The 22,322-nt window shown below is 31.5% G+C and carries 16 protein-coding genes; 11 read left to right on the top strand and 5 right to left on the bottom strand.

What is annotated here, in order from left to right; genetic code table 11:
* Position 1: 1 nt before the first annotated feature.
* The 5 genes from APS56_RS04570 to APS56_RS04550 all read left to right on the top strand — a co-directional run bounded on the left by APS56_RS04570 (position 2) and on the right by APS56_RS04550 (position 8,593).
* Positions 2 to 1,078, top strand: coding sequence for a glycoside hydrolase family protein (locus tag APS56_RS04570; protein WP_054725245.1), 1,077 nt, complete (start codon positions 2 to 4; stop codon positions 1,076 to 1,078).
* Positions 1,079 to 1,147: 69 nt separating this feature from the next.
* Complete coding sequence (locus APS56_RS04565; protein WP_054725242.1) at positions 1,148 to 3,706, top strand: chitobiase/beta-hexosaminidase C-terminal domain-containing protein; 2,559 nt, start codon at positions 1,148 to 1,150, stop codon at positions 3,704 to 3,706.
* Positions 3,707 to 3,767: 61 nt separating this feature from the next.
* Positions 3,768 to 4,787 (top strand): T9SS type A sorting domain-containing protein, encoded by a 1,020-nt coding sequence (locus APS56_RS04560; RefSeq protein ID WP_054725238.1) that lies wholly within the window; start codon positions 3,768 to 3,770, stop codon positions 4,785 to 4,787.
* Positions 4,788 to 5,348: 561 nt separating this feature from the next.
* A complete protein-coding gene (locus APS56_RS04555) occupies positions 5,349 to 6,791 on the top strand; it encodes a sulfatase (RefSeq protein ID WP_054725236.1) in 1,443 nt (480 codons plus the stop codon).
* Between the two features lie 227 nt (positions 6,792 to 7,018).
* Entirely contained in the window at positions 7,019 to 8,593 is a 1,575-nt protein-coding gene (locus APS56_RS04550) for a glycerol-3-phosphate dehydrogenase/oxidase (protein WP_236778461.1), read from the top strand.
* Between the two features lie 34 nt (positions 8,594 to 8,627).
* On the opposite strand, the gene pepT is transcribed toward APS56_RS04550, so the two are convergent.
* Positions 8,628 to 9,869 (bottom strand): peptidase T, encoded by a 1,242-nt coding sequence (pepT, locus tag APS56_RS04545; protein WP_054725230.1) that lies wholly within the window; start codon positions 9,867 to 9,869, stop codon positions 8,628 to 8,630.
* A gap of 223 nt (positions 9,870 to 10,092) precedes the next feature.
* Between pepT and APS56_RS04540 the strand changes: the two genes are divergently transcribed.
* Positions 10,093 to 11,127 carry a quinone-dependent dihydroorotate dehydrogenase gene (locus APS56_RS04540; RefSeq protein WP_054725227.1) on the top strand — a complete coding sequence of 345 codons (1,035 nt, stop codon included), beginning with the start codon at positions 10,093 to 10,095 and terminating at the stop codon, positions 11,125 to 11,127.
* A gap of 12 nt (positions 11,128 to 11,139) precedes the next feature.
* Here the strand turns inward: APS56_RS04540 and APS56_RS04535 are convergent, their stop codons facing one another.
* Positions 11,140 to 13,149, bottom strand: a complete 2,010-nt coding sequence (locus tag APS56_RS04535) for a T9SS-dependent choice-of-anchor J family protein (protein WP_169786429.1) — start codon at positions 13,147 to 13,149, stop codon at positions 11,140 to 11,142.
* A 331-nt stretch (positions 13,150 to 13,480) separates the two neighbouring features.
* Between APS56_RS04535 and APS56_RS04530 the strand changes: the two genes are divergently transcribed.
* The 5 genes from APS56_RS04530 to pyrF all read left to right on the top strand — a co-directional run bounded on the left by APS56_RS04530 (position 13,481) and on the right by pyrF (position 21,062).
* The gene (locus APS56_RS04530) at positions 13,481 to 14,344 is read left to right on the top strand and encodes a hydroxymethylglutaryl-CoA lyase (RefSeq protein ID WP_054725222.1); all 864 of its coding nucleotides are present in this window, start codon (positions 13,481 to 13,483) and stop codon (positions 14,342 to 14,344) included.
* Positions 14,345 to 14,442: 98 nt separating this feature from the next.
* The gene (locus APS56_RS04525; RefSeq protein ID WP_054725219.1) at positions 14,443 to 17,208 is read left to right on the top strand and encodes an outer membrane beta-barrel protein; all 2,766 of its coding nucleotides are present in this window, start codon (positions 14,443 to 14,445) and stop codon (positions 17,206 to 17,208) included.
* 175 nt (positions 17,209 to 17,383) lie between these two features.
* A complete protein-coding gene (gene guaB, locus APS56_RS04520; protein ID WP_054725216.1) occupies positions 17,384 to 18,856 on the top strand; it encodes an IMP dehydrogenase in 1,473 nt (490 codons plus the stop codon).
* Positions 18,857 to 19,092: 236 nt separating this feature from the next.
* Positions 19,093 to 20,169, top strand: coding sequence for a peptide chain release factor 1 (prfA, locus tag APS56_RS04515; RefSeq protein ID WP_054725213.1), 1,077 nt, complete (start codon positions 19,093 to 19,095; stop codon positions 20,167 to 20,169).
* A 77-nt stretch (positions 20,170 to 20,246) separates the two neighbouring features.
* Positions 20,247 to 21,062 (top strand): orotidine-5'-phosphate decarboxylase, encoded by an 816-nt coding sequence (gene pyrF / locus APS56_RS04510; RefSeq protein ID WP_054725210.1) that lies wholly within the window; start codon positions 20,247 to 20,249, stop codon positions 21,060 to 21,062.
* Here pyrF and APS56_RS16930 read toward each other — a convergent pair.
* From APS56_RS16930 to APS56_RS04500, 3 genes are all read right to left on the bottom strand, one after another.
* On the bottom strand, positions 21,059 to 21,205 hold the full coding sequence (locus tag APS56_RS16930) for a hypothetical protein (RefSeq protein ID WP_157757603.1): 147 nt from the start codon (positions 21,203 to 21,205) through the stop codon (positions 21,059 to 21,061). The two genes, pyrF and APS56_RS16930, sit on opposite strands and share 4 nt — an antisense overlap.
* Before the next feature lie 91 nt (positions 21,206 to 21,296).
* Positions 21,297 to 21,479 (bottom strand): Lacal_2735 family protein, encoded by a 183-nt coding sequence (locus tag APS56_RS04505; protein ID WP_054725207.1) that lies wholly within the window; start codon positions 21,477 to 21,479, stop codon positions 21,297 to 21,299.
* A gap of 79 nt (positions 21,480 to 21,558) precedes the next feature.
* Positions 21,559 to 22,266 carry a DUF4197 domain-containing protein gene (locus APS56_RS04500; protein ID WP_054725204.1) on the bottom strand — a complete coding sequence of 236 codons (708 nt, stop codon included), beginning with the start codon at positions 22,264 to 22,266 and terminating at the stop codon, positions 21,559 to 21,561.
* Positions 22,267 to 22,322 lie beyond the last annotated feature (56 nt).

Genomic DNA, 22,322 nt, shown 5'->3' with positions numbered 1-22,322 from the left:
TATGAAGTTTTTTTTAATATGTTTTCTTATCGTTGTAAGTTCTTGTAAAAATAACAACGATAAGAAAAACAATAATGACCTAACTCACGACGAATACGAACTTAATTTAGGAGAAATGATACAGCCAACTCCTAAATATAGTGTTATGGCACATGACGATTATTATGTATGGGGAGCCTCAATGATTGACACCGAAGACGGTTTATATCATTTGTTTTATTCAAGATGGCCAAAAGAATCAGAGTTTAAAGGTTGGTTAAACAAATCAGAAATAGCATATGCAACTGCAAGTTCTCCTTTAGGTCCCTTTAAGTATAAAAAAACAATATTAAATGGTTTTGGAAAAGGGTATTGGAATGAAGAGGCTGCACATAATCCACATGTTAAATATTTTAATAACAAATACTACTTATATTTTATTTCACATCACATCAAGGATTATGGCTTAGGAGCACGACGTAATTTAACCTATGGTCAGCGTATAGGTGTGGCAATGGCAGATAATCCTGCTGGCCCTTGGGAAGTTATGGATGAGCCTTTAATAGACTATCAAAAAGGCAAAGCTGCTCATGGTTATATGGTCAATCCAAGTGTTTGTAAAATGCCCGACGGCTCTTATTTAATGATGTTTAAATCTAGACCTGAAGGTTCTGAAAAATCTAAAGATTTTACTGCAATTCAATGTTTAGCAACATCATCAAGTCCTGCAGGCCCATTTATAATTAAGGAAGAACCAACATTAACTGAAGCTACTGCTGAAGATCCTTTTATTTGGTATCAACAAGGCAAGTTTTATGCCATTGCAGATGATCAATATGGTGATTATTTAAAAGTAGATAGAGGTTTAGTGCTTTTTGAATCTCATGATGGATTTGGTTGGGAAGTATCTAAAAACCCATTAGTGTCTTATCCTGAGGTGACATGGGAAGATGGAGTAGTTACTAAACTAAAACATTTAGAAAGACCACAATTATGGTTCAATAAAAATGGAGAGCCTTCGGTTTTATTATGTGCAGTTATGCCAACTTCAGAAGAATTGAGCTTTAATGTACAAATACCATTAAAAAACCTTAATTAAAATTATTAAAGTACCTCCTAATAAAATTAGGAGAAAAAAACATCAACTAAAATTGTAAATAATTTTTTAATGAAACAAATAAAAAAAAGTGTATGGTATTTTATAGTGTGCTTTATCTCTTTTCAGATAAACGCACAACTACCTACTTCTATCGAAGAAGAAAAAAGTGAAAGGTTTAGTTATTTATATAATTCTGTCGAACAATTAGGTTTTAAAGATGCTCCCGAAGCAATGGCTGTTACTAATGGAGGTCTTTTTTCTTCATATTTTTTAGGTATCGAATTTTTATACGGTAAAGATCTAAAGCCTGTCAACAAACGAGTAGTAAATTTAATAGACAATTATATTCCAATTATTGAATTTAAATTACAAGAAGATGGAGTAAAATATGAATTAGAAGCATTGTCGTTGCCTTTAGATATGAATCCTAAAAATAATCTAATTACGTATGTGAAAATTAAGATTACAAATATCTCTAAATTGAATAAGGAGACTAAATTAGGTTTTAAATTCATTCCATTGTATAATACAGGTAGGCGTCATCATATAAGGCACAATATGTACTGTACGCCATGGTATCAAAACCAATACTTAGATGATGCAAGTTATTCTAAAGTTTTTTCAAATGTAGAATTTAATGGAGGTAGACTGACACAAGGTGAATACAATGTATTATGGTATCCAGAAATGTTTGCCTCAGAAAAAGATGTAGCTAATGTAGATTTAAATCTTTCTCCAAACGAATCAAAAGAATTTATTTTTAAAATGCCTTTCGTGCCATTGAAAAATGCTAATTCTAAAGAAATAAATCAAATTGAAAAATCTACCTATAGCCAAGAAAGAAAGGTGGCTTTAGATTTTTGGAAGAATGAAGCTAAGGCATTATCGGTTTTTTCAGTTCCAGAAGCGAAGGTTATGGATACGTATACATCTTCCTATTTCAATTTGCTTACCGCTAGAGATATTCTTGAAGATGGAAAAAACTTTATACAAAAATGTAATGAGTTTCAATATGATTATTTCTATGTAAGAGATAATGCTTATTTCGCTAGGGTTTATGATATGTTGGGGCTTCATAATGAAAGTAAAATAACTTTAGCCCCATACTTTGTGAAAGATATTGAAGGTAATGATATGGCGTTTAGACAGCGCACGGGTATTTATAATAAATATTGTTTTGACTATTGGGGACAAGTAGTATGGGCTTTTGGTTCATATTACAGACAGACAGGAGATAGAGAGTTATTGGAAAGAGTTTATGCTCTTTTACCAAACCATATTGAGGATTTTAAAAATATGGTTGCTCTTGATGATAGAGGATTGTGGCCAAAAACATGGCCGTATGATAATGAGCATATTACAGGACATTATACAGGACATAACTTTTGGGTAATCCTTGGGTTACGTTATGCTATTTTAATGGCAAAAGATATGGATGATGAAAAGAAGGTGAAGGAATGGAGTGAATTATATGATGAGTTTTCTACTAATTTTTTATCAGAATTAGAAAAGATAACTGCCGAAACAGACGGTTATATACCACCAGGCATGGATAATCCAAATGATGGCTATGATTGGGCTAACGCATCAGCAGGACTTTACCCTTTTGAAGTAATTGATAAGGATGATTCTGCGGTTAAAAAAACTTTAGAAATAGTGAGGGACTATAACTACATGGAAGGTATTAGTTCTTATAGCGGTTGTAATGCCTTAGTTGCCAAACAGAAAATATTATCTAATGAAGAACTTCCAGAAAGAGGATTGCATCATTATGAAACATTTTATGTTACCAATGGTAATTTAATAATTGGTGAGCAGCAAAAGGTAATTGAAGATTTATATAGTATTCTCGTACATACCTCAAGTACAAATGCTGGGTTTGAGTGGAAACCAACACCTTGGGGAAATAGAGATGTAGATCATAATAGAACACCTCATGGTTGGATGGCTGCAAGGTATATTGAGTTGCTTAGAAATATGCTTGTTAGAGAAGAAAAAAATGATATTCATTTGATGTCAAGTATATCTCCTTATTGGGTAAAACAAGGAGAATCAATTGAAGTTAAAGAAGCTCCTACTTATATGGGTACAGTTAGTTATTCTGTTTTATTTGGGAAAAACAAAATGACAATATCATTAAGAAATAATTTCAATGAAACTTTAGAAAATTTATTTATTCATATACCATGGTTTGTAAACCCTTCAAGAATAATAATAGATGGAGTTCCATACATCAATAAAGATGTAGAAAAAATAGCCTTGCCTAAGAGCTCTAAAAAAATTGAGATTTCTTGGAGAAACAAAATTACTCAAGAATTGAGTTTTGATATAGCAGTTGACCATTACTTAAATAAATTTCATAACCGCTCAAATACAGAAAACTATGTTACTTTATTTCCTTCACTGGCAGCACCCAAAGTTTTAAATCAGGATAGTAATTCTATTGAATTGTATTCACCAGGGAATATAGGAACTGTCTATTACACAGTAAATGGAGAAGAACCAACTGAAAATTCAATAAAGTATAAAAAAAGTATAAACATTGAAGCTATCAAGCAAATAAAAGCAATTGTGGTTGATGAAACAGGCAAAGTTAGTGATTGCCTAATATTAAATTTAAAAAAATAACGATGTATAAGATGTATTACATCTTATAATCATAACATTAACATTTAAAAACCCTTAAATTATGAAAAAATTATTACTACTATTATCAGTTGTAGCATTGTCTGTAACAATGCATTCTCAAAGTTTATCAGCAGGAAATATTTCTTTTGTTGGTTTTAATACTGGAGGCGGTGCGTCTGGAGATGGTTTTGCATTTATCACCCTAGTAGACATTCCGGCTAATGAAGTTATTTATTTTACAGAAATAGGATGGAATAGTTTCACAAATACTTGGGACAACACGACAGAAGGTCGGGTAACTTATACAGCACCAGCAGAAGGCGTCTCTTGTGGAACCATAATTAGTATTGTAGAAGAAAGTGCTGTAATGGTGGTTTCTGGTCCAGGTTCAGCAACTACAACTTCAGGAACATTTGCTTTAGCAGGTGGTGATCAAATTTTAGCATATCAAGGTACTTCGGCTGATACATTAACCCCTATTTTTATAGCTGGTATTCATGGTGACGCAGAAGGAGATTTAGATGCAATAACTCAGTGGAATGATTCTGAAATTATCACAGGTGTTCAATTATCGGGGTTGCCTATGGGTTTGACTAATGGCGTTAATTGTGTTTCACTTACCCCTGGAGCCACTGAGTTTAGAAATCATAAATACACTGGAACGCTTACAGGAACAGCTGCAGAATTACTTGCCAGTACAAACAATAAATTAAATTGGTCACACGATAATATTGGACCAAGCCCTATACCAGATGGCATTACTCCCGCAGACTTTACACTACCTAATGTTACAGATTGCTTTACATTAGCTGTTGGTGATTTTGGGTTTGATAATAAAGTAGAAATCTATCCAAATCCTTCAAGTGCTTCAAATGGAATTTTTATTAATGTATTAAGTACAAATAATGTACCATTAAAAAATATTCAAATCCTAAATTCTTTAGGACAGTTAGTAGAAAAAATTGATTTAAAAAATGATTTTAATAAAATAAATATCAGTAATTTAAGTGTGGGGCTTTACTTTGTTAAAATTAGTAATGTAAATGGTAATACACTAACAAAAAAAGTACTTATAAAATAAAAATATCTACTCGTAACTATCTGTTATATTACACCCATTATTAGTGATTTATTTATAATAATGGGTGTTTTTATTTTAATAAAAAACTAAAAAATCATGTTAAATAAAAATCTTAGTATTATAGCTGTTAACATTATTTTTTTCTGATAGGAGAACATAAAATGTGACAGATTAAGAATGAAATTTGAGAATTTAATTCATTATTATAACTAACCAATATAAGAGTTCAGCTCATGGTGTAATGATGTGGTTTTAGGTTCGTTTATATATTGGGTGACTCCTAAAACAAAAAATGGTTTTATATGAGTTGGAATAATACCAGTATAGAATAAACTGAATTTTATAGATTTATTAGAAAAAATAAACTGAGAATTTTAATTTATGAATTAATGATTGGTAGTCTTTTTAGTTCTAATTTAATAGGTAATTGGTTGCCAGTAAATTCGTCTGCAATTTGTAGTTTTGGTTATTTTTATTAAAATAAATCGGATAAAATTATTGTGTGAAAAAGCAAAAATCATATTAGGAATTTATTAATAAAAACAAACATTTATTAACGTTATGAAGTATTTTACCTTTTTTGTATTAATAATCTTTTTTTCTTGCCATCAAAAAAAAGATTACAATGTACTATTTATTATTTCAGATGATTTAACAGCAACGGCCTTATCTTCTTATGGAAATAAGTTTTGCAAAACACCAAATATTGATAAATTAGCTTTTGAAGGTGTAAAATATACGAAGGCATATTGTCAATATCCAGTTTGTGGGCCATCTCGGGCATCTTTTATGAGTGGATATTACCCTAATGCAACAACTACTTATGGCTATGTAAGTGGCCGGGGAAATATAGGAAATGAACGTAAAACATGGTCGCAAACATTTAAAGAAAATGGATATTATACTGCTCGAGTGAGCAAAATATTTCATATGGGAGTTCCAATTGATATTGAAACAGGAAGTGATGGTACTGATGACTTAGCTTCGTGGCATGAAAAGTATAATAGTCAAGCTTTAGAATGGAAAACACAAGGAGCTGCTGAATTAGTTCAGGGAAACCCAGATGAAAAGTTAGAAAGAAAAGGCGGTAATGTCATGACCATAGTAAAAGCTGATGGTGATGATTTGGTACATGCCGATGGCAAAACGGCAGAAAAAGCCTGTGAATTAATAAGAAACCATAAAAATGAAAAGTTTTTTTTAGCAGTTGGTATGGTACGTCCTCATGTACCTTTTGTAGCTCCACAATCTTACTTTGACCCATATCCATATAAAAAAATTAATTTACCAGAAAAAATAGATGGAGATTGGAATGATATTCCAGAAAGAGGAATTAATTACGTTACTAGTGTAAATGGAGAAATGAGTATAGAGCAGCAACAAAAGGCTGTAGCTGCTTATTATGCATCTGTTTCTTTTATGGATGCTCAAGTTGGTAAGGTGTTGAAAACTTTGGAGGAAGAAGGCCTTGAAGATAATACTATCATAGTATTTACATCTGACCATGGTTTTCATTTAGGTGAGCATGATTTTTGGATGAAAGTAAGTTTGCATGAAGAGTCTGCACGAGTTCCCTTAATAATTAAAGTTCCTGGTAAAAATCCAGCTGTGTGTAATTCATTTGTTGAACTTATTGATTTATACCCTACAGTAGCAGAATTAGCGGGATTAGATTTCTCAAAGCATATTCAAGGTAAAAGTCTTGTCGGTACCTTAGAGAATCCAAACCATGAAGTTAGAGATATGGCATTTAGTGTTTCACAAGGAGGAAAAGACTTTTTACTTAGAACAGATAAATGGGCATACATTCAATATGATGAAGATGCAAAATCTGGGATGGAACTTTTTGATATGGAAAATGACCCCAAGCAGTATACAAACTTAGCTTATAGTTCTGAATATTCAAATATCATTGATAAATTTCAGCAAAAACTTAAGGATAAATTAAAAGAAGTAAGAACGAATGATTTAGAAATTGATTATAATGAAGAAAATATTCAATAGTCATTTTTATTAAATTTCTATAAATAAGAAGGCGAAATAATAGCTAAGCAATTTGTAAATGTATTGGAACTAAATACTTAACTTCTTTGTTAAGACTTTAATGTATTTTTAAATAAATATTCATCAAAAATTAGATGTAATAAATGATAAGGCTTTCCACCAATTCCTTACCTTTATAAGATATTTAGAGTAAAAATAACATTAATAATAAGCTAAAATAAATCAATTTGTTTGATAGGACTTCTTTAGTTGAAACGCTAAAAGTGAATTTGGAGTGGGATGTTATTATCATTGGTGGTGGGGCTACTGGTTTAGGAGTCGCTTTAGATAGTGTAACACGCGGGTATAAAACTTTACTTTTAGAACAAGTAGATTTTGCAAAAGGTACCTCAAGCCGGAGTACTAAATTGGTACATGGAGGTGTCAGGTATTTGGAGCAAGGTAATATTGATTTGGTAAAAGAAGCGTTATATGAAAGAGGGTTGATGTTAAAAAATGCATCACATTTAGTGAGTAATCAATCGTTTATTATACCAAATTATAGGTGGTGGGATATTGTTTTTTATACCGTAGGATTAAAAATATACGATTTTTTATCAGGAAAACTAAGTTTTGGGAAATCGTTAAAAATTTCAAAAAAGGAAACTTTAGCACGTCTAAAAACCATAAAAACAGAAAATCTTAAAGGAGGGGTTGCTTATCATGATGGGCAATTTGATGACTCCAGATTAGCAATTAATATCGCTCAGACTTGTATTGAATATGGTGCTACAGTCATCAATCATTTTAAAGTAGTTCAGTTGTTAAAGAGCAGCGATGGTAGCTTAAATGGTGTTGTCGCAAAAGATGCTGAAACAAACCAGCTACATACTTTAAAAACAAAATTGGTTATTAATGCCACAGGTGTTTTTACAGATGAAGTTTTAAAAATGGACAATGTGTCTGCTAAAAATATAATACGTCCGAGCCAAGGTGTGCATTTGGTTTTAGATAAATCATTTTTACCTGGAACGGATGCTATTATGATCCCTAAAACTGCTGATGGGAGAGTTTTATTTTTAGTGCCTTGGCATAATAGAATAATTGTAGGAACTACTGATACGCTTTTGTACAGTCATAGTTTAGAACCAAAAGCATTAGATGAAGAAATTGATTTTATAATAGAAACAGCTAATAAGTATTTAACAAAAAAAGTAACTAAAAGTGATGTTTTGAGTGTTTTTTCAGGATTAAGACCTTTAGCAGCTCCTAAAAATAAATCAGAAAAAACAAAAGAAATATCCAGAAGTCATAAAATTATTGTCTCAAAATCAGGGTTGATTACTATTACTGGCGGAAAATGGACAACCTACAGACGTATGGCTCAAGATACCATAAATAAAGCTATTAGGTTAGGTAAACTGTCAAAAGCTAAATGTATAACAAAAGACTTAAAAATTCATGGATCTACTATGGAGATGATAGGGCAATCAAATCATTTGTATGTTTATGGTAGTGACCAAAAAGGAATAAATCAACTAATTGGAGAATTTCCAGAATTAGGAGAAAAATTACATCCAAGGCTGGAGTTCTTAAAGGCGGAAGTTATTTGGGCAATTCGAAATGAAATGGCTAGAACTGTTGAAGATATCTTAGCAAGACGTGTAAGGGCCTTGTTTTTGGATGCTAATGCAGCAATTGAAATCACCCCTTTAGTAGCTAAGATGCTTGCTAAAGAATTAGATAAAGATGAAGATTGGAAACATCAACAAATTTCTGATTTTATAGAAGTTGCCAGTCATTTTATTATAAAAAAATATTAGAATACTGAGTTTCATCTAATATGCTAAAAAGATTTTATTTGTTTTTTTGAGCTGTTAATTCTGCTATTTTACAAATCACTTCAGTTGCTTTAATCATGCTTTCAACTGGAACATATTCATAACGCCCATGAAAATTATGACCACCAGCAAATATATTAGGACACGGTAATCCCATATAACTTAATTGAGACCCGTCTGTTCCACCACGAATAGCCTTAATTAGAGGCTTGATTTTTAGCTGCTTCATAGCTTCTTCAGCAATATCAACAATATGCATTACAGGTTCAACCTTTTCTTTCATATTAAAGTATTGGTCTGTAATTTCAATGCTTATTATTTCTTTTTCATATTGTGAGTTTAGCTCGTTTGTTAGTTTTTGCATCATTTCTTTTCGAGCTTCAAAATGACTTTTATTATGGTCGCGAATAATATATTGCAATATTGTTTCTTCAACATCTCCTTTCATATTATGCAAATGGAAAAAGCCTTGATAACCTTCAGTGTGTTCAGGAGTTTCTAATCGGGGGAGTGAGTTTATAAAATCAGTAGCAAAATACATGGAATTTACCATTTTACCTTTTGCATATCCGGGGTGAACAATTTTACCTTTTATTTTAACAACGGCACTGGCAGCATTAAAATTTTCATATTCTAATTCCCCAATTTGGCTACCATCCATCGTATAAGCCCAATCTGCATCAAATTTTTTAACATCAAATTTATGAGCGCCTCTGCCAATTTCTTCGTCTGGAGTAAAACCTATGCGGATTCTTCCATGTTTAATGTCAGGATGATTTATTAAATATTCCATTGCAGAAATGATTTCACAAATTCCTGCTTTGTCATCAGCACCTAAAAGAGTTGTGCCATCTGTAGTTATTAAAGTTTGTCCTTTGTATAGTAATAAATCTTCAAAATAATCAGGAGATAAAATAAGGTCAAGTTCTTCATTTAAAATAATGTCTTTTCCATCATATTTTTCAATAATTTGTGGGTTCACGTTTTTTCCAGTAAAATCTGGAGACGTATCAAAATGAGAAATAAAACCAATGGTAGGTACTTCATGAGCTACGTTACTTGGTAAGGTTGCCATAATGTATGCATTCTCATCGATACTAACATCTTCCAAACCTATAGCCTTTAATTCGTCAATTAATTTATTTGCTAAATCCCATTGTTTAGCTGTGCTAGGAGTGGCAGTGCTTTCAGGATCCGACTCCGTATCTATGCTTACGTAACTTATAAAACGTTTTATAATGTGTTCTTTTGAAATCATTTTAGGAGAGAATTTAATATAGTTGAAGTGAAAATTGGATTTGATTTTAACCATTTATTTAGGTTTCAAATTTACAATTATTAATTTACAATTATCATTGAATGTTTTGAAGAGTTAGTTTTTAAAGTTATCTTTTTCTTGAAAAAGAATACCAAATAAATAATTTTGTTTTTTGAATTGGAGGATTTTTTATTTAGAAGTACCTTTGCAGAAATAATACCTGATGTACAAAATATTACTTCGTCCTTTATTTTTTTTATTCGACCCTGAAACCATTCATCATTTTACATTTTCATTAGTAAAAAGCACTTCTAAAATTCCTGGAGTAAGCTTTATTTTTAAATGGTTGTATGCAGTAGAAGATACACGATTGCAGCGTCAATTGTTTGGTTTGACTTTTAAAAACCCTGTGGGATTAGCTGCAGGTTTTGATAAAAATGCGGTATTATACAATGAGTTAGCAAATTTTGGTTTTGGGTTTATTGAAATTGGAACTGTAACGCCTAAAGGACAAGCAGGAAACCCTAAAAAAAGATTATTCAGACTTAAAGATGATAAAGGTATTATTAACCGAATGGGTTTTAATAATGAGGGGTTAGAGGCAGCCATTGATCAACTTAAAAAAAATAAAGGTAAGCTTATTATTGGTGGAAATATTGGAAAAAACACCAATACCAAACCCGAAGATTATACAAAAGATTATTTAGAGTGCTTCAATGCTTTACATCCATATGTTGATTATTTTGTTTTAAATGTGAGTTGTCCTAATGTTGGTAGTCATGCCAAATTAAATGATAAGGATTATTTAGAAGAGTTAATTGAAGCAGTACAATATGCGAATAAAAACTTTTTAAAAGAAAAACCCATCCTTTTAAAAATAGCACCAGATTTAAATTCCAATCAGTTAGACGAAATAGTACAATTAGTTGCAGATACAAAATTAGATGGTGTGATTGCAAGTAATACGTCTATGGATAGAAGTGGTTTAAGTGCGACTAAAGAACAGCTTGAAACCATTGGTAATGGTGGTTTAAGTGGACTTCCTATTAAAGATAAGAGTACAAAAACGATTAAATACTTATCAGATAAAAGCAATAAATCTTTTACCATAATAGGAGTAGGAGGTATACATTCAGCGGAAGATGCACTTGAAAAAATAGAAGCTGGTGCTGATTTAGTACAAATTTACACAGGCTTTATTTATGAAGGTCCAGGTTTGATTAAAAAGATAAATAAAGCCATACTTAAAAAGATGTAAAGTTTAGATATTCTACTTAATAAACCTTTTGATAGTTCTGTGATTTTTCCCTAGCAGTACTAAAAAATAAGAGCCTTGTGATAAATCACTCACATTTATTTGAGAATTGCTTAGATGTCCTTTAGCAAATTGTTGTCCTACTAAATTTGTGATTTCGTAATCTAAATTTAGTATGTCATTTGTTTTAACATAAAGTATGTCTCCATTAACAGGGTTTGGATAAATGGCAATATTAACTGGAGTATCTTGGTTATTTGGAAATATTGTTACATCTCCACTTACAGAGGCATCATCTATGGCAATATCGCCATCCCAACTAGCGCCACGTACAGCTCTAAAGTGTATATTTATTATTTTATTTGCATAGGCAGATAAGTCTACAGTTTGTGTAATATATGGATCGTTTTGAGATGTTTGCTGTTCACCATAAATAGCAGGAATTACATCTTTAATATATTCGCCAGTAGTTGTTTCAATGTCAATATGAAGTGATCCTATGTTTTTTCCATACATATAATAATTGAAATTAAACACGGCATTGTTTGAATTAACAATCAAGCATGGCGAGACAAATTCAGCTACATCACCAGGTTGGGCTCCTGAGGCTTCGGCATAAATATATGTTCCAGCAGAGGTTTTATTTGAATTGTCAACAGCAGGTCCTGTACCATTTGTTACAGTTTTCCCAGAATTAGAGTACCAATTATAACCATTTCCTGTAATATCAATTGCTGTCCACCCAAAATCACTGGCCATTTCAAAATCATCAAAAGTTTCATTCAAAGAAAGTCCTTTAATAGAACCTACTTTAATGAATTGTGGAAATGTTTTAGTGATGGTTTTAGTGTTATAATATTTTGATTCTGAAGATTTTTTTAAGTTGGTTGCTTTGGATATGGTGAGTGTAACATCGTAAATACCTGTAGTAAAAGTGTGGGTTGGATTTTGGGTGGTATAATCAATAACGCCATCACCATCAACATCCCATTGCCATGCAACTGCACCGGCACTATGGTCACTAAAATTAACGGTTAAAGATTCACCACATTCTTGATTGATATCTGCAGTTATGTCAATATAAAAAGAAGGGCATTCAAAATAATTTCGTGCAGATTTATAGAATGCATAAATTCGAGCTAATTGTTGTGGAGAAAAATGAGATTTACATGACGAATTGGAATAGGACATTATGTTTCTCGTGTCTGGAGTAAAAGGATCTCCATTAGCATCAGTTTCACAACCTGTGTATTCACAATTAGAATTAACATTATAATAGCTTAATTGAGGATCCGCAGGAGTGTCACAAATTTGATCACCATCCGTATCGCAGTTAGACCCATCTACTAATTCAGTTGTTAATTTAGTGTTGCTATTACCATGAGTATGTAATAATGAAAAGAAATGCCCCATTTCATGAGCTAAAGTAGATCCATTAGTAGCACAATCATTTTTTAATACAATTACATCAGGTCCACCAAAAGTATTGGAATACCCACATAAACTATTACCATCGGTGACCTCAACATAGTCTGTAAAATAAATATTTATAACATTAGGTGTAAAGTTGTTTTTGGTTAACTGGCTTTCTTCACTTTTTTCAAAATCATAATAGTAGTTATCACTATTTATATAATTAATACCATCACAAAGAAAAAATTCTAAAAAAGCGTCTGCATATATTGCGTTTAAATTATCAATAGCATCCTGTAGTTCGGAGATTTTTAATCCTCCATTACCTTCAGAGTTTCTTATAATATGAGCTTTTATAGGAATGGAATTAATTGTAGGTACTAAGGCATTTTTACTGCTGGATGATTTATTGCTAATAGATGTTAATTGATGAAATTCTTCTTCAAACGATTTTATTTGAGATTGAAAACTATCTAAATAGTTTAAGGCTTCAGGATTGATAATAGTACCACAACCTGATTCATTAGTTTCTTGTGCTAAAGATGTAGTAAAGACACCAAGCAGAAAAAGGGAGAATAAAAATAATTTAATTTTTAAGGTAGAAACATTCATAGGGGCAAACATTTAGTCAAATGTATCCCTTAGTGTAATAAATATGTAAAAAAAACGTTAACTATATGTTTTTTTCGGTTATTCTGTCATAAACGTTTCTGTTCTACTAATTTTTTTGAATTGATTTTTGTTTTCAAAGAGTAAGTATCTATACCTAAGCAGTATAGAAGTTTAATTTAGAGTTGCTGTTTATCTATTAAATCGGTTAATAGTCTTATATAAACTTAGCCATAGAGGATTTATTAGTTTACTAAAATAGATATAAAACGTTATCATTATGCAAAGTGGTTATGCAAAATAATAGTACTTTTATCGTTCTATTTTAAGATGTATGTCAGACCTAATAAAAATAATAGAATGTCCGCGTGATGCTATGCAAGGCATTAAGGACTTTATTCCTACAGAACAAAAGGTTCAGTACATTCAATCCTTGTTGCGAGTAGGTTTTGATACTATTGATTTTGGTAGTTTTGTATCTCCAAAAGCCATTCCTCAAATGGTGGATACGGCTGCAGTATTGTCCAAATTAGATTTAAGTAAAAGTACAAGTAAACTTTTAACCATTATAGCAAATACGAGAGGGGCTAAAGATGCTTGCAAACATAAAGAGATTGATTATCTGGGCTATCCGTTTTCTATTTCTGAGAATTTTCAAATGCGTAATACTCATAAAACTATTGCCCAATCTGTAGTTGTGCTTTCAGAAATACTCGAAATAGCTAATAAATCAAATAAAGAAGTCGTTGTTTATATTTCTATGGGATTTGGTAATCCTTATGGAGATCCTTGGAATGTAGATGTTGTAGGGGCATGGACTGAAAAATTAGCTAAAATGGGAGTGAAAATACTATCATTAAGTGATACTGTTGGAAGTTCAGATCCAGAAACTATAAATTTTTTATTTTCAAATTTAATTCCACTTTATCCACATATTGAGTTTGGAGCACATTTACATACTACACCTGATACTTGGTTTGAAAAAATTGATGCGGCTTTTAAAGGAGGATGTTTTCGCTTTGATGGTGCAATTCAAGGTTTTGGTGGTTGCCCAATGGCTAAAGATAAACTTACAGGTAATATGCCAACAGAAAAACTGCTATCTTATTTTACTACCAAACAAATTAATCCTCTCAATGCACTTAGTTTTGAAAGTGCACATAACGAGGCTTCTAAAATTTTTAAACATTTTTTTTGAGAAAATAAAGTTAGTTTTTAAGGTTTTTTTAACACTTAGCACGTTAAACTATTACTTGATAGTTGGGTCTAAAGGGTTGAACCAACAAAAAAATAAAATTGAAAAAGATATTACTATTATTATCGTTATTTATTTCTACAACTTTATTTGCACAAAGATTTACTTTAGAAGGGGTTGTTAAAGATAAGACAGAGAAAGGGTTAGAAGGTGCAACTGTGTATCTTCAAAGTGTGCAGGATAGTATTCCTATAGCTTATGGTATTACCAATAAAAATGGAGAATTTTCAATTAGAGCTAATGCCGAAAACGATTCTAAAGTAATTTTTAATATTGCTTATTTGGGTTATAAACCTTTAAAAAAAGATATTGCTGTTCCTTCTGGTGATCAATTGAACATGGGTATTATTACTTTAGAGGATCAAGTTGAAGAACTAAATGTAGTATCAATAATTGGAAAAGCCCCTCCAATTGTAATTAAAAAAGACACTATAGAATACAATGCGGATAGTTTTAAAACACTTCCTAATGATAAGGCAGAAGACTTATTAAAAAAACTGCCAGGAATTGAAATAGATATAGATGGTAATATAACTTACAATGGTATTGAAGTAGAAGCAATAAATGTAGATGGGATGGAGTTTTTTGGAGAAAAGAAAGGGGAGATAGCTTTAAAAAATTTACCAAGCAATGTAGTAAGTAAAGTGCAGGTAACAGATTATAAAACTAATATGCAAAAATTTACTGGTGAAGAATCTGATTCAGGAACCAAGGAAATAAATTTAAAAATTAAAAAAGGAATGAACAGAGCTACTTTTGGCGATGTAAAAGTAGGGGTTGGTACAGATGATAAATATCAAGGTAATGGTAATGTATTTCAATTAATTGATGGTAAGCAATTAGGTATTATAGCCGGTACTAATAATATTAATATGGGGCGAGGCTTTAATGCGTTACCCGACACAGAAACAAGTACAGGGTATATAGAATCAGATTTTGTTGGGGCAAATTATACGAAAGGAAAATGGAATGAAACCCGAGTTAATGGAAATTACAGATATAGTGCTCAGGATAGAGAAAATATGCAAAAAAGTTATAGAGAGAATTTTTTACCTGATTTGAATTATATAACAGATTCGGAAACAAGTAGTTTTAACGATTCTGATGGGCATCAAGCTGGTGCAGATTTAAAATTTATATTAAACCCTAAAAATAAATTGTCAAACGGAAGAGTTCAATTATCTAATGAAACTGATTTTAGTAGTTCAAATTCAGAATCAGGATCTGAAACAACTAAAATTTCCGAATCTACCGAAGGAGATTTAATAAGTGATTTTTACTCAAAAAACGAATCATTATCTGATAGTTATGAAATAAAAAATGAACTTAGTGTTACTACCATTACGGGCAATAGAGATTATTTAAATATAGCATTAAATACAGATTTTAATAAAGGTAGTTCAGAAAGTTTAAATTATTCTGAAAATTACATTGAAAGATTAGGTGAAACGGTTGTTCAAGATCAAATAAATAATTCGGATAACTATAGTAGCAATATAAGATTAAGTGCTTTTTGGAGCAAAGAATTATTTACTAATTTTAGAATTATGCCAAGATATACTGCAAGCATAAACTCTCAAAAAAATGAAAAGTATATTTATGATTATGATGATACCACTAATGGTTATGATGATTTTAATGATATTTTAAGTTCAGATAGTAAATATGCTACAACAACTGTTAGACCGGCTCTAAGGTTGAGGTATGAGTATAAGGATTTTCGTTTTGAATTAGAAGGAGGGTATACAAATACTTACAGAAATTACACAGATAAATTGGTTGTAGCTCGTGATTTTAAAACGGATTTTGAATATGCAACCTATTCAGCAAGAATTAGATACCGTGATGAAAATGGTTACAAAAACATCAATTTAAATTATAATCAAAGTGTAGATTTACCATCCGTAAGTCAATTGCAGCCAGTTGAAGATGTGAGTGATATAACACACATTCGTGTTGGGAATCCATCTTTAGAACCAGAAATTAATCATAGTTTAAGATTTGAGTATCAAAACAATTTAGCCTTTAATAATATCAATATTACAGGTGATGCAAGAGCAAGTTTTGTTCAGGATAAAATAATCAATTCAACTATAACAGATGAAGACTTGAATAAATATACAACTTATGATAATATCAATGGAGATTATTCATTATCAGGAAATGTGGCTGTATCAAAATCTATTTATAATAAAAAAACCAATATAAACATTAATGCTAGGTTTAATACAACTTACAAAAACAGCTTATCAGTTCAGAACGCTATTAAGTTTACAGCCAAAACAACAACTATAAGACCATCGTTATCATTTAGATATTCTTATGATAATAAAATAGATTTTAGTGGTTCATATAGTTATACTAATAATCAAAGTGTTTTTGATACTGATGAGTTTAATGATAATAGCTTTTTTGTTCAAAACTTAGATTTTGATACGAATGTGTTTTTTATAAAAAATGTATTTTTTACAAACAAAGTATCCTATAGATATAACAGTAGAGTTGGTGATGAATTTGATGGAGACGCAGTATTTTGGAATGCAGGTTTAGGTGTTGAATTATGGGATAATAAGGCCACTGTAACACTTGTAGGTTATGATATGTTAGGTAAAAATAATGGTTATAGAAGAACGGTGACAGAAACCTATATACAAGATGTTGAAAATAATATTTTAGAACAGTATTTTATGTTAAACTTCACTTATAAATTTGGAAGTTTTGCAGGTCAAAATATGAATAATAGAGGAGACCGAGGTTCTAGAAGAGGTGGTGGTTATCGTGGTGGCGGTGGCGGCCGAGTAAGATAAGTTGAATAACTTTATAAATTAAGAAATTCTTTTTTTATAAAATGTAACATGATTGTCGGTAGAAAACAAGTTTCTTAAATAGGGACTTGTTTTCTGTTTATAATTCTATTATAAATAATATTAATATATATCAAATAAGTTGTATATTTGCACGCAATTATAACGTAATTGCATCATGACTGCACATCAAAATAAAATAGTTGGAGAAGGACTTACTTACGACGACGTTCTTTTAGTACCAGCTTTTTCAGAAATACTTCCCAGAGAAGTTAGTATTCAAACAAAATTCACAAGAAACATTACCATAAATGTGCCTATTATATCGGCTGCTATGGATACTGTAACAGAAAGTAAAATGGCTATTGCCATGGCACAAGAAGGAGGTATTGGTGTATTGCATAAAAATATGACTATTGAAGCTCAAGCTTTAAAAGTTAGAAAAGTAAAACGTGCAGAAAGTGGGATGATTATTGATCCTGTAACATTACCACTTACCGCAAAGGTTAAGGATGCTAAAAATTATATGGCTGAATATGGTATTGGAGGCATTCCTATTGTTGATAAAGATGGAACTTTAAGGGGGATTGTTACCAATCGTGATTTACGTTTTGAGCATGATTCAAAAAGACCTATTACAGAGGTAATGACCAGTGAAAATTTGGTAACGGCTTCAGTGGGTACTTCTTTAAAAGATGCTGAAATTATTCTTCAAGAGCATAAAATTGAAAAATTACTGATTGTTGATGAAGATTTTAAATTGTCAGGTTTAATTACTTTTAGAGATATAACTAAACTAAGTCAAAAACCAAATGCAAATAAAGATCAGTTTGGTCGTTTGCGTGTGGCTGCTGCAATTGGTGTTACTGCTGATGCTGTTGATAGAGCTGAAGCATTAGTAAATGCAGGTGTAGATGCTATTGTAATTGATACAGCGCACGGACATACTAAAGGTGTAGTCAATGTTTTAAAAGATATAAAATCTAAATTCCCAGAATTGGAAGTTATAGTTGGAAACATAGCAACAGGAGCAGCTGCTAAATATTTAGTAGAAGCAGGTGCCGATGCCGTAAAAGTAGGTATTGGTCCAGGTTCTATCTGTACAACACGTGTTGTAGCAGGTGTTGGGTTTCCTCAATTCTCAGCAGTTTTAGAAGTTGCGGCGGCATTAAAAGGAACAGGCGTTCCAGTAATTGCAGATGGAGGTATTCGTTATACAGGCGATATTCCAAAAGCTATTGCAGCTGGTGCAGATACTGTTATGTTAGGATCGCTTTTAGCAGGAACTAAAGAGTCTCCAGGTGAAACCATTATCTATGAAGGAAGGAAGTTTAAGTCTTATAGAGGTATGGGGTCCGTAGAGGCTATGAAACAAGGGAGTAAAGACCGTTATTTTCAGGATGTTGAAGATGATATCAAAAAATTAGTACCAGAAGGTATTGTTGGTCGTGTACCTTACAAAGGCGAGTTGGTTGAAAGCATTCATCAGTTTATAGGAGGATTGCGTGCTGGTATGGGGTACTGTGGAGCTAAGGATATTGAAACATTAAAAGAAACAGGGCAATTTGTTAAAATTACATCAAGTGGTATCAATGAAAGTCATCCACATGATGTAACTATTACTAATGAGTCTCCAAATTATTCTAGATAGACAACAAAAAATAAAGCTTATTTACCCGTTTATTTAAAGATTGTGATGGATGATACATATCTCCTGCTATTTTAAAACGGCTATTGCAACTTGGATTTAATACTTCAAGTTTAATAGTTCGTAAATATTGAATGTTTATTAGTAATCTTTAAAATATAGTTGTTGTTAATACAATTTCGGCAACTATATAAAATCCATAAATTATCGTACTTTTGATTTCCAATTAAAAAAGGCAGATGTTAGAGAAATTACAAATAGTAAAGCAGCGTTTTGATGAGGTTAGCGATTTAATTATCCAACCCGACATTATTTCAGATCAAAAACGTTATGTAGAACTCAATAGAGAATATAAAGACTTGCGAATCTTGATGGAAAAGCGAGCGCAGTATATAGAATTTATAGATAATTTAAAGGAAGCAGAATCTATTATTTCAGATGGCAGTGATGCAGAAATGGTTGAAATGGCCAAAATGCAATATGATGAAGCAAAAGAAGGTATTCCTAAATTAGAAGAAGAAATAAAAGTACTTTTAATTCCAAAAGATCCTGAAGATTCTAAAAATGCAGTAGTGGAATTACGTGCCGGAACAGGTGGTGATGAGGCTAGTATTTTTGCAGGTGATTTATTTAGAATGTACACTAAATATTGTGAAAGTAAAGGCTGGAAAGTTGATACCGTAGATTTTAGTGAAGGTACCAATGGTGGGTTTAAAGAAATTCAATTTGAAGTTTCTGGTGAAGATGTGTATGGAACTTTAAAATTTGAAGCTGGTGTACATCGAGTACAGCGCGTGCCACAAACAGAAACACAAGGTCGTGTGCATACCAGTGCTGCTACCGTTATGGTATTTCCCGAAGCTGAGGAATTTGATGTTGAAATAAATCCAAAAGAAGTTAGAATAGATTTTTTCTGTTCCTCAGGACCAGGAGGACAATCTGTAAATACCACGTATTCTGCGGTACGGTTAACTCACATTCCAACAGGTTTGGTGGCGCAATGTCAAGATCAAAAATCACAACATAAAAATAAGGAGAAGGCTTTTAAGGTATTGCGTTCGCGTTTATACGAAATGGAACTTGCTAAAAAGAATGCTGAAGATGCTGAAAAACGAGGTTCTATGGTTACCTCAGGAGATAGAAGTGCTAAAATTAGAACTTACAATTATCCGCAAGGTCGTGTAACAGACCATAGAATAGGACTGACACTTTATGATTTGTCAAATATTGTAAATGGGGATATTCAAAAAATTATTGATGAATTACAATTGGCAGAAAATACAGAAAAATTGAAAGCTAATAATGATGTAATTTAAGTTAGTAATATATACACGAACAATTTTTATTGAATTTACTCTGAAAATTTTTTGTGAAATAGTTTTTTAACGAAACCATGACAACAAGCCAATTAATACAGCAAATCAAACAAAAAAAATCCTTTCTATGCATTGGATTGGATGTTGATTTAAATAAGCTTCCTAAACATCTTTTAAAAGAAGAAGATCCTATTTTTGCTTTCAATAAGGCTATTATTGATGCCACACATCATTTGTGTGTAGCATATAAGCCCAACACGGCTTTTTATGAAGCCTATGGATTACATGGATGGAAATCTTTAGAAAAAACTATTAATTACATAAATGAAAAACATCCAGAAATTTTCACCATTGCAGATGCTAAACGAGGTGATATAGGAAATACAAGCACCATGTACGCCAAAGCGTTTTTTGAAAATATGGCTTTTGATTCTGTTACCGTAGCCCCTTATATGGGAAAAGATTCTGTTGAACCTTTTTTGGCTTTTGAAAATAAGCACACCATACTTTTGGCATTAACATCAAATCAAGGGGCTTTTGATTTTCAAACAAAAGTTGTTGATGAAAGCGAGTTGTATAAACAAGTATTAGAAACATCTAAAACTTGGAAAAATTCAGAAAATTTAATGTATGTTGTTGGAGCTACCAAAGCTGAATATTTTGCTGATATTAGAAAAATTATTCCTGATAGTTTTTTATTGGTACCTGGAATTGGTGCACAAGGAGGTAATTTACAAGAGGTTTGTAAATATGGTATGAATCATTCTGTTGGATTGCTAATTAACTCTTCTAGAGGTATTATTTATGCTTCTAAAACAGAAGATTTTGCAGAAATAGCAGCTATAAAAGCTAAAGAGTTACAACAGGAAATGCAAGTTCTATTAAAAACTTAGCTACTACTCGTAATTCTGTCAGGGTAGTCAACTTTACTTACATCATCAACAAAATTGGAAATCTTATTTTCTAATTCTTTTAAACTAATTAGTTTACTTAGGTTGGGTTTAATTTTACCAACTTTACAAAAATGTGGGCTCATAACGTTCTTTTTTTATATAAAGTACGAATATTTTACACTTTTGGATGTAAGCTAAATGTTAAAGAATTAATAATATATTTATAAAACTGTTCTATCTTGCTCTATAAAGATATTTTAGTTTATTAAGCTTATTAAGTAGTTTAATGGCTTTATATTCTGAAATATCGCTTAAAGCAGAGTCTGTTTGACGGAAATTATAAGCCTGCTCAATAAGAACTTTGTATTGTTTCTTGAGTTTGGCTTGGTGATTTGTTATGATATCAGTTCTATTCATTTACTATCTGAATAACAGGTATTTAAATATACAAATATTATTCAGAAATAAAAAAAAGATATTATTATTAATTGATTGGTTAATCTTGCAATGCAAAAACCTTTTTCAATAAATCAGTGCTTCTTGAAGATAACTGGGTTCTTATATCTTCTTCTTCAACAGCAATCATAGTATACACACCTTTTAAAGCTTCTGCCGTAACATAATCTGTCAAATCGGGATTTACATCTGATGTAAAAGGTAAAGAATTGTATTTCGTTATAAGGTTACTCCAAATTTGATCAGCTCCAACTTTGCTAAATGAATTTTTAATTACAGGATTAAATTTATCGTAAAGTGCTGTTTGAGTTTTTGAGGTTAGATATTGAGTGGCTGCATCGTTATCTCCTAAAAGGATATTTTTAGCATCAGCAAAAGTGATATCTTTTACTGCGTCAACAAAAATGGGAGTTGCTTCTTTAACAGCATTTTCTGCAGCTCTATTAAGTACTTTTAAGCCTTCGTCAGCCAAACTACTAAGTCCAATATCTCTTAAGGCTTTATCTACTTTTTGTAGTTCATCGGGTAAGGCAATTTTAACCAATTCATTTTTGAAAAAACCGTCTTCTGCTGTTAGTTTACTTACTTGCTTTTCTATACCAAGATTTAATGCCTGACGCAAACCAGAGGCTATTTCTGCATTGCCAATTGTACCTACTTCTTGAGGAAGTTGACTAACTACTTGTTGTAATTCTGCACAGGCAGTTAAATTAAGTGTTATTAGGATAGCAAGAATTTTACGAATCATGATTTTGGGTTTAAAATTTGCGTAAATATAGTTGTTTATAATAAAAGCTGATAGCT

The organism is Pseudalgibacter alginicilyticus (assembly GCF_001310225.1).
In the GTDB taxonomy this organism is placed as follows: domain Bacteria; phylum Bacteroidota; class Bacteroidia; order Flavobacteriales; family Flavobacteriaceae; genus Pseudalgibacter; species Pseudalgibacter alginicilyticus.
The sequence above is the reverse complement of the archived record's forward strand: the minus strand, read 5'-3'. Positions and strand labels throughout refer to the sequence as shown.

Bases quoted from the DNA above. Each gene is read 5' to 3' on its own strand.
- APS56_RS04570 (WP_054725245.1), top strand. From the start codon at position 2: ATGAAGTTTTTTTTAATATGTTTTCTTATCGTTGTAAGTTCTTGTAAA.
- APS56_RS04565 (WP_054725242.1), top strand. From the start codon at position 1,148: ATGAAACAAATAAAAAAAAGTGTATGGTATTTTATAGTGTGCTTTATC.
- APS56_RS04560 (WP_054725238.1), top strand. From the start codon at position 3,768: ATGAAAAAATTATTACTACTATTATCAGTTGTAGCATTGTCTGTAACA.
- APS56_RS04555 (WP_054725236.1), top strand. From the start codon at position 5,349: ATGAAGTATTTTACCTTTTTTGTATTAATAATCTTTTTTTCTTGCCAT.
- pepT (WP_054725230.1), bottom strand. From the start codon at position 9,869: ATGATTTCAAAAGAACACATTATAAAACGTTTTATAAGTTACGTAAGC.
- APS56_RS04540 (WP_054725227.1), top strand. From the start codon at position 10,093: ATGTACAAAATATTACTTCGTCCTTTATTTTTTTTATTCGACCCTGAA.
- APS56_RS04535 (WP_169786429.1), bottom strand. From the start codon at position 13,149: ATGAATGTTTCTACCTTAAAAATTAAATTATTTTTATTCTCCCTTTTT.
- APS56_RS04530 (WP_054725222.1), top strand. From the start codon at position 13,481: ATGTCAGACCTAATAAAAATAATAGAATGTCCGCGTGATGCTATGCAA.
- guaB (WP_054725216.1), top strand. From the start codon at position 17,384: ATGACTGCACATCAAAATAAAATAGTTGGAGAAGGACTTACTTACGAC.
- prfA (WP_054725213.1), top strand. From the start codon at position 19,093: ATGTTAGAGAAATTACAAATAGTAAAGCAGCGTTTTGATGAGGTTAGC.
- pyrF (WP_054725210.1), top strand. From the start codon at position 20,247: ATGACAACAAGCCAATTAATACAGCAAATCAAACAAAAAAAATCCTTT.
- APS56_RS16930 (WP_157757603.1), bottom strand. From the start codon at position 21,205: ATGAGCCCACATTTTTGTAAAGTTGGTAAAATTAAACCCAACCTAAGT.
- APS56_RS04505 (WP_054725207.1), bottom strand. From the start codon at position 21,479: ATGAATAGAACTGATATCATAACAAATCACCAAGCCAAACTCAAGAAA.
- APS56_RS04500 (WP_054725204.1), bottom strand. From the start codon at position 22,266: ATGATTCGTAAAATTCTTGCTATCCTAATAACACTTAATTTAACTGCC.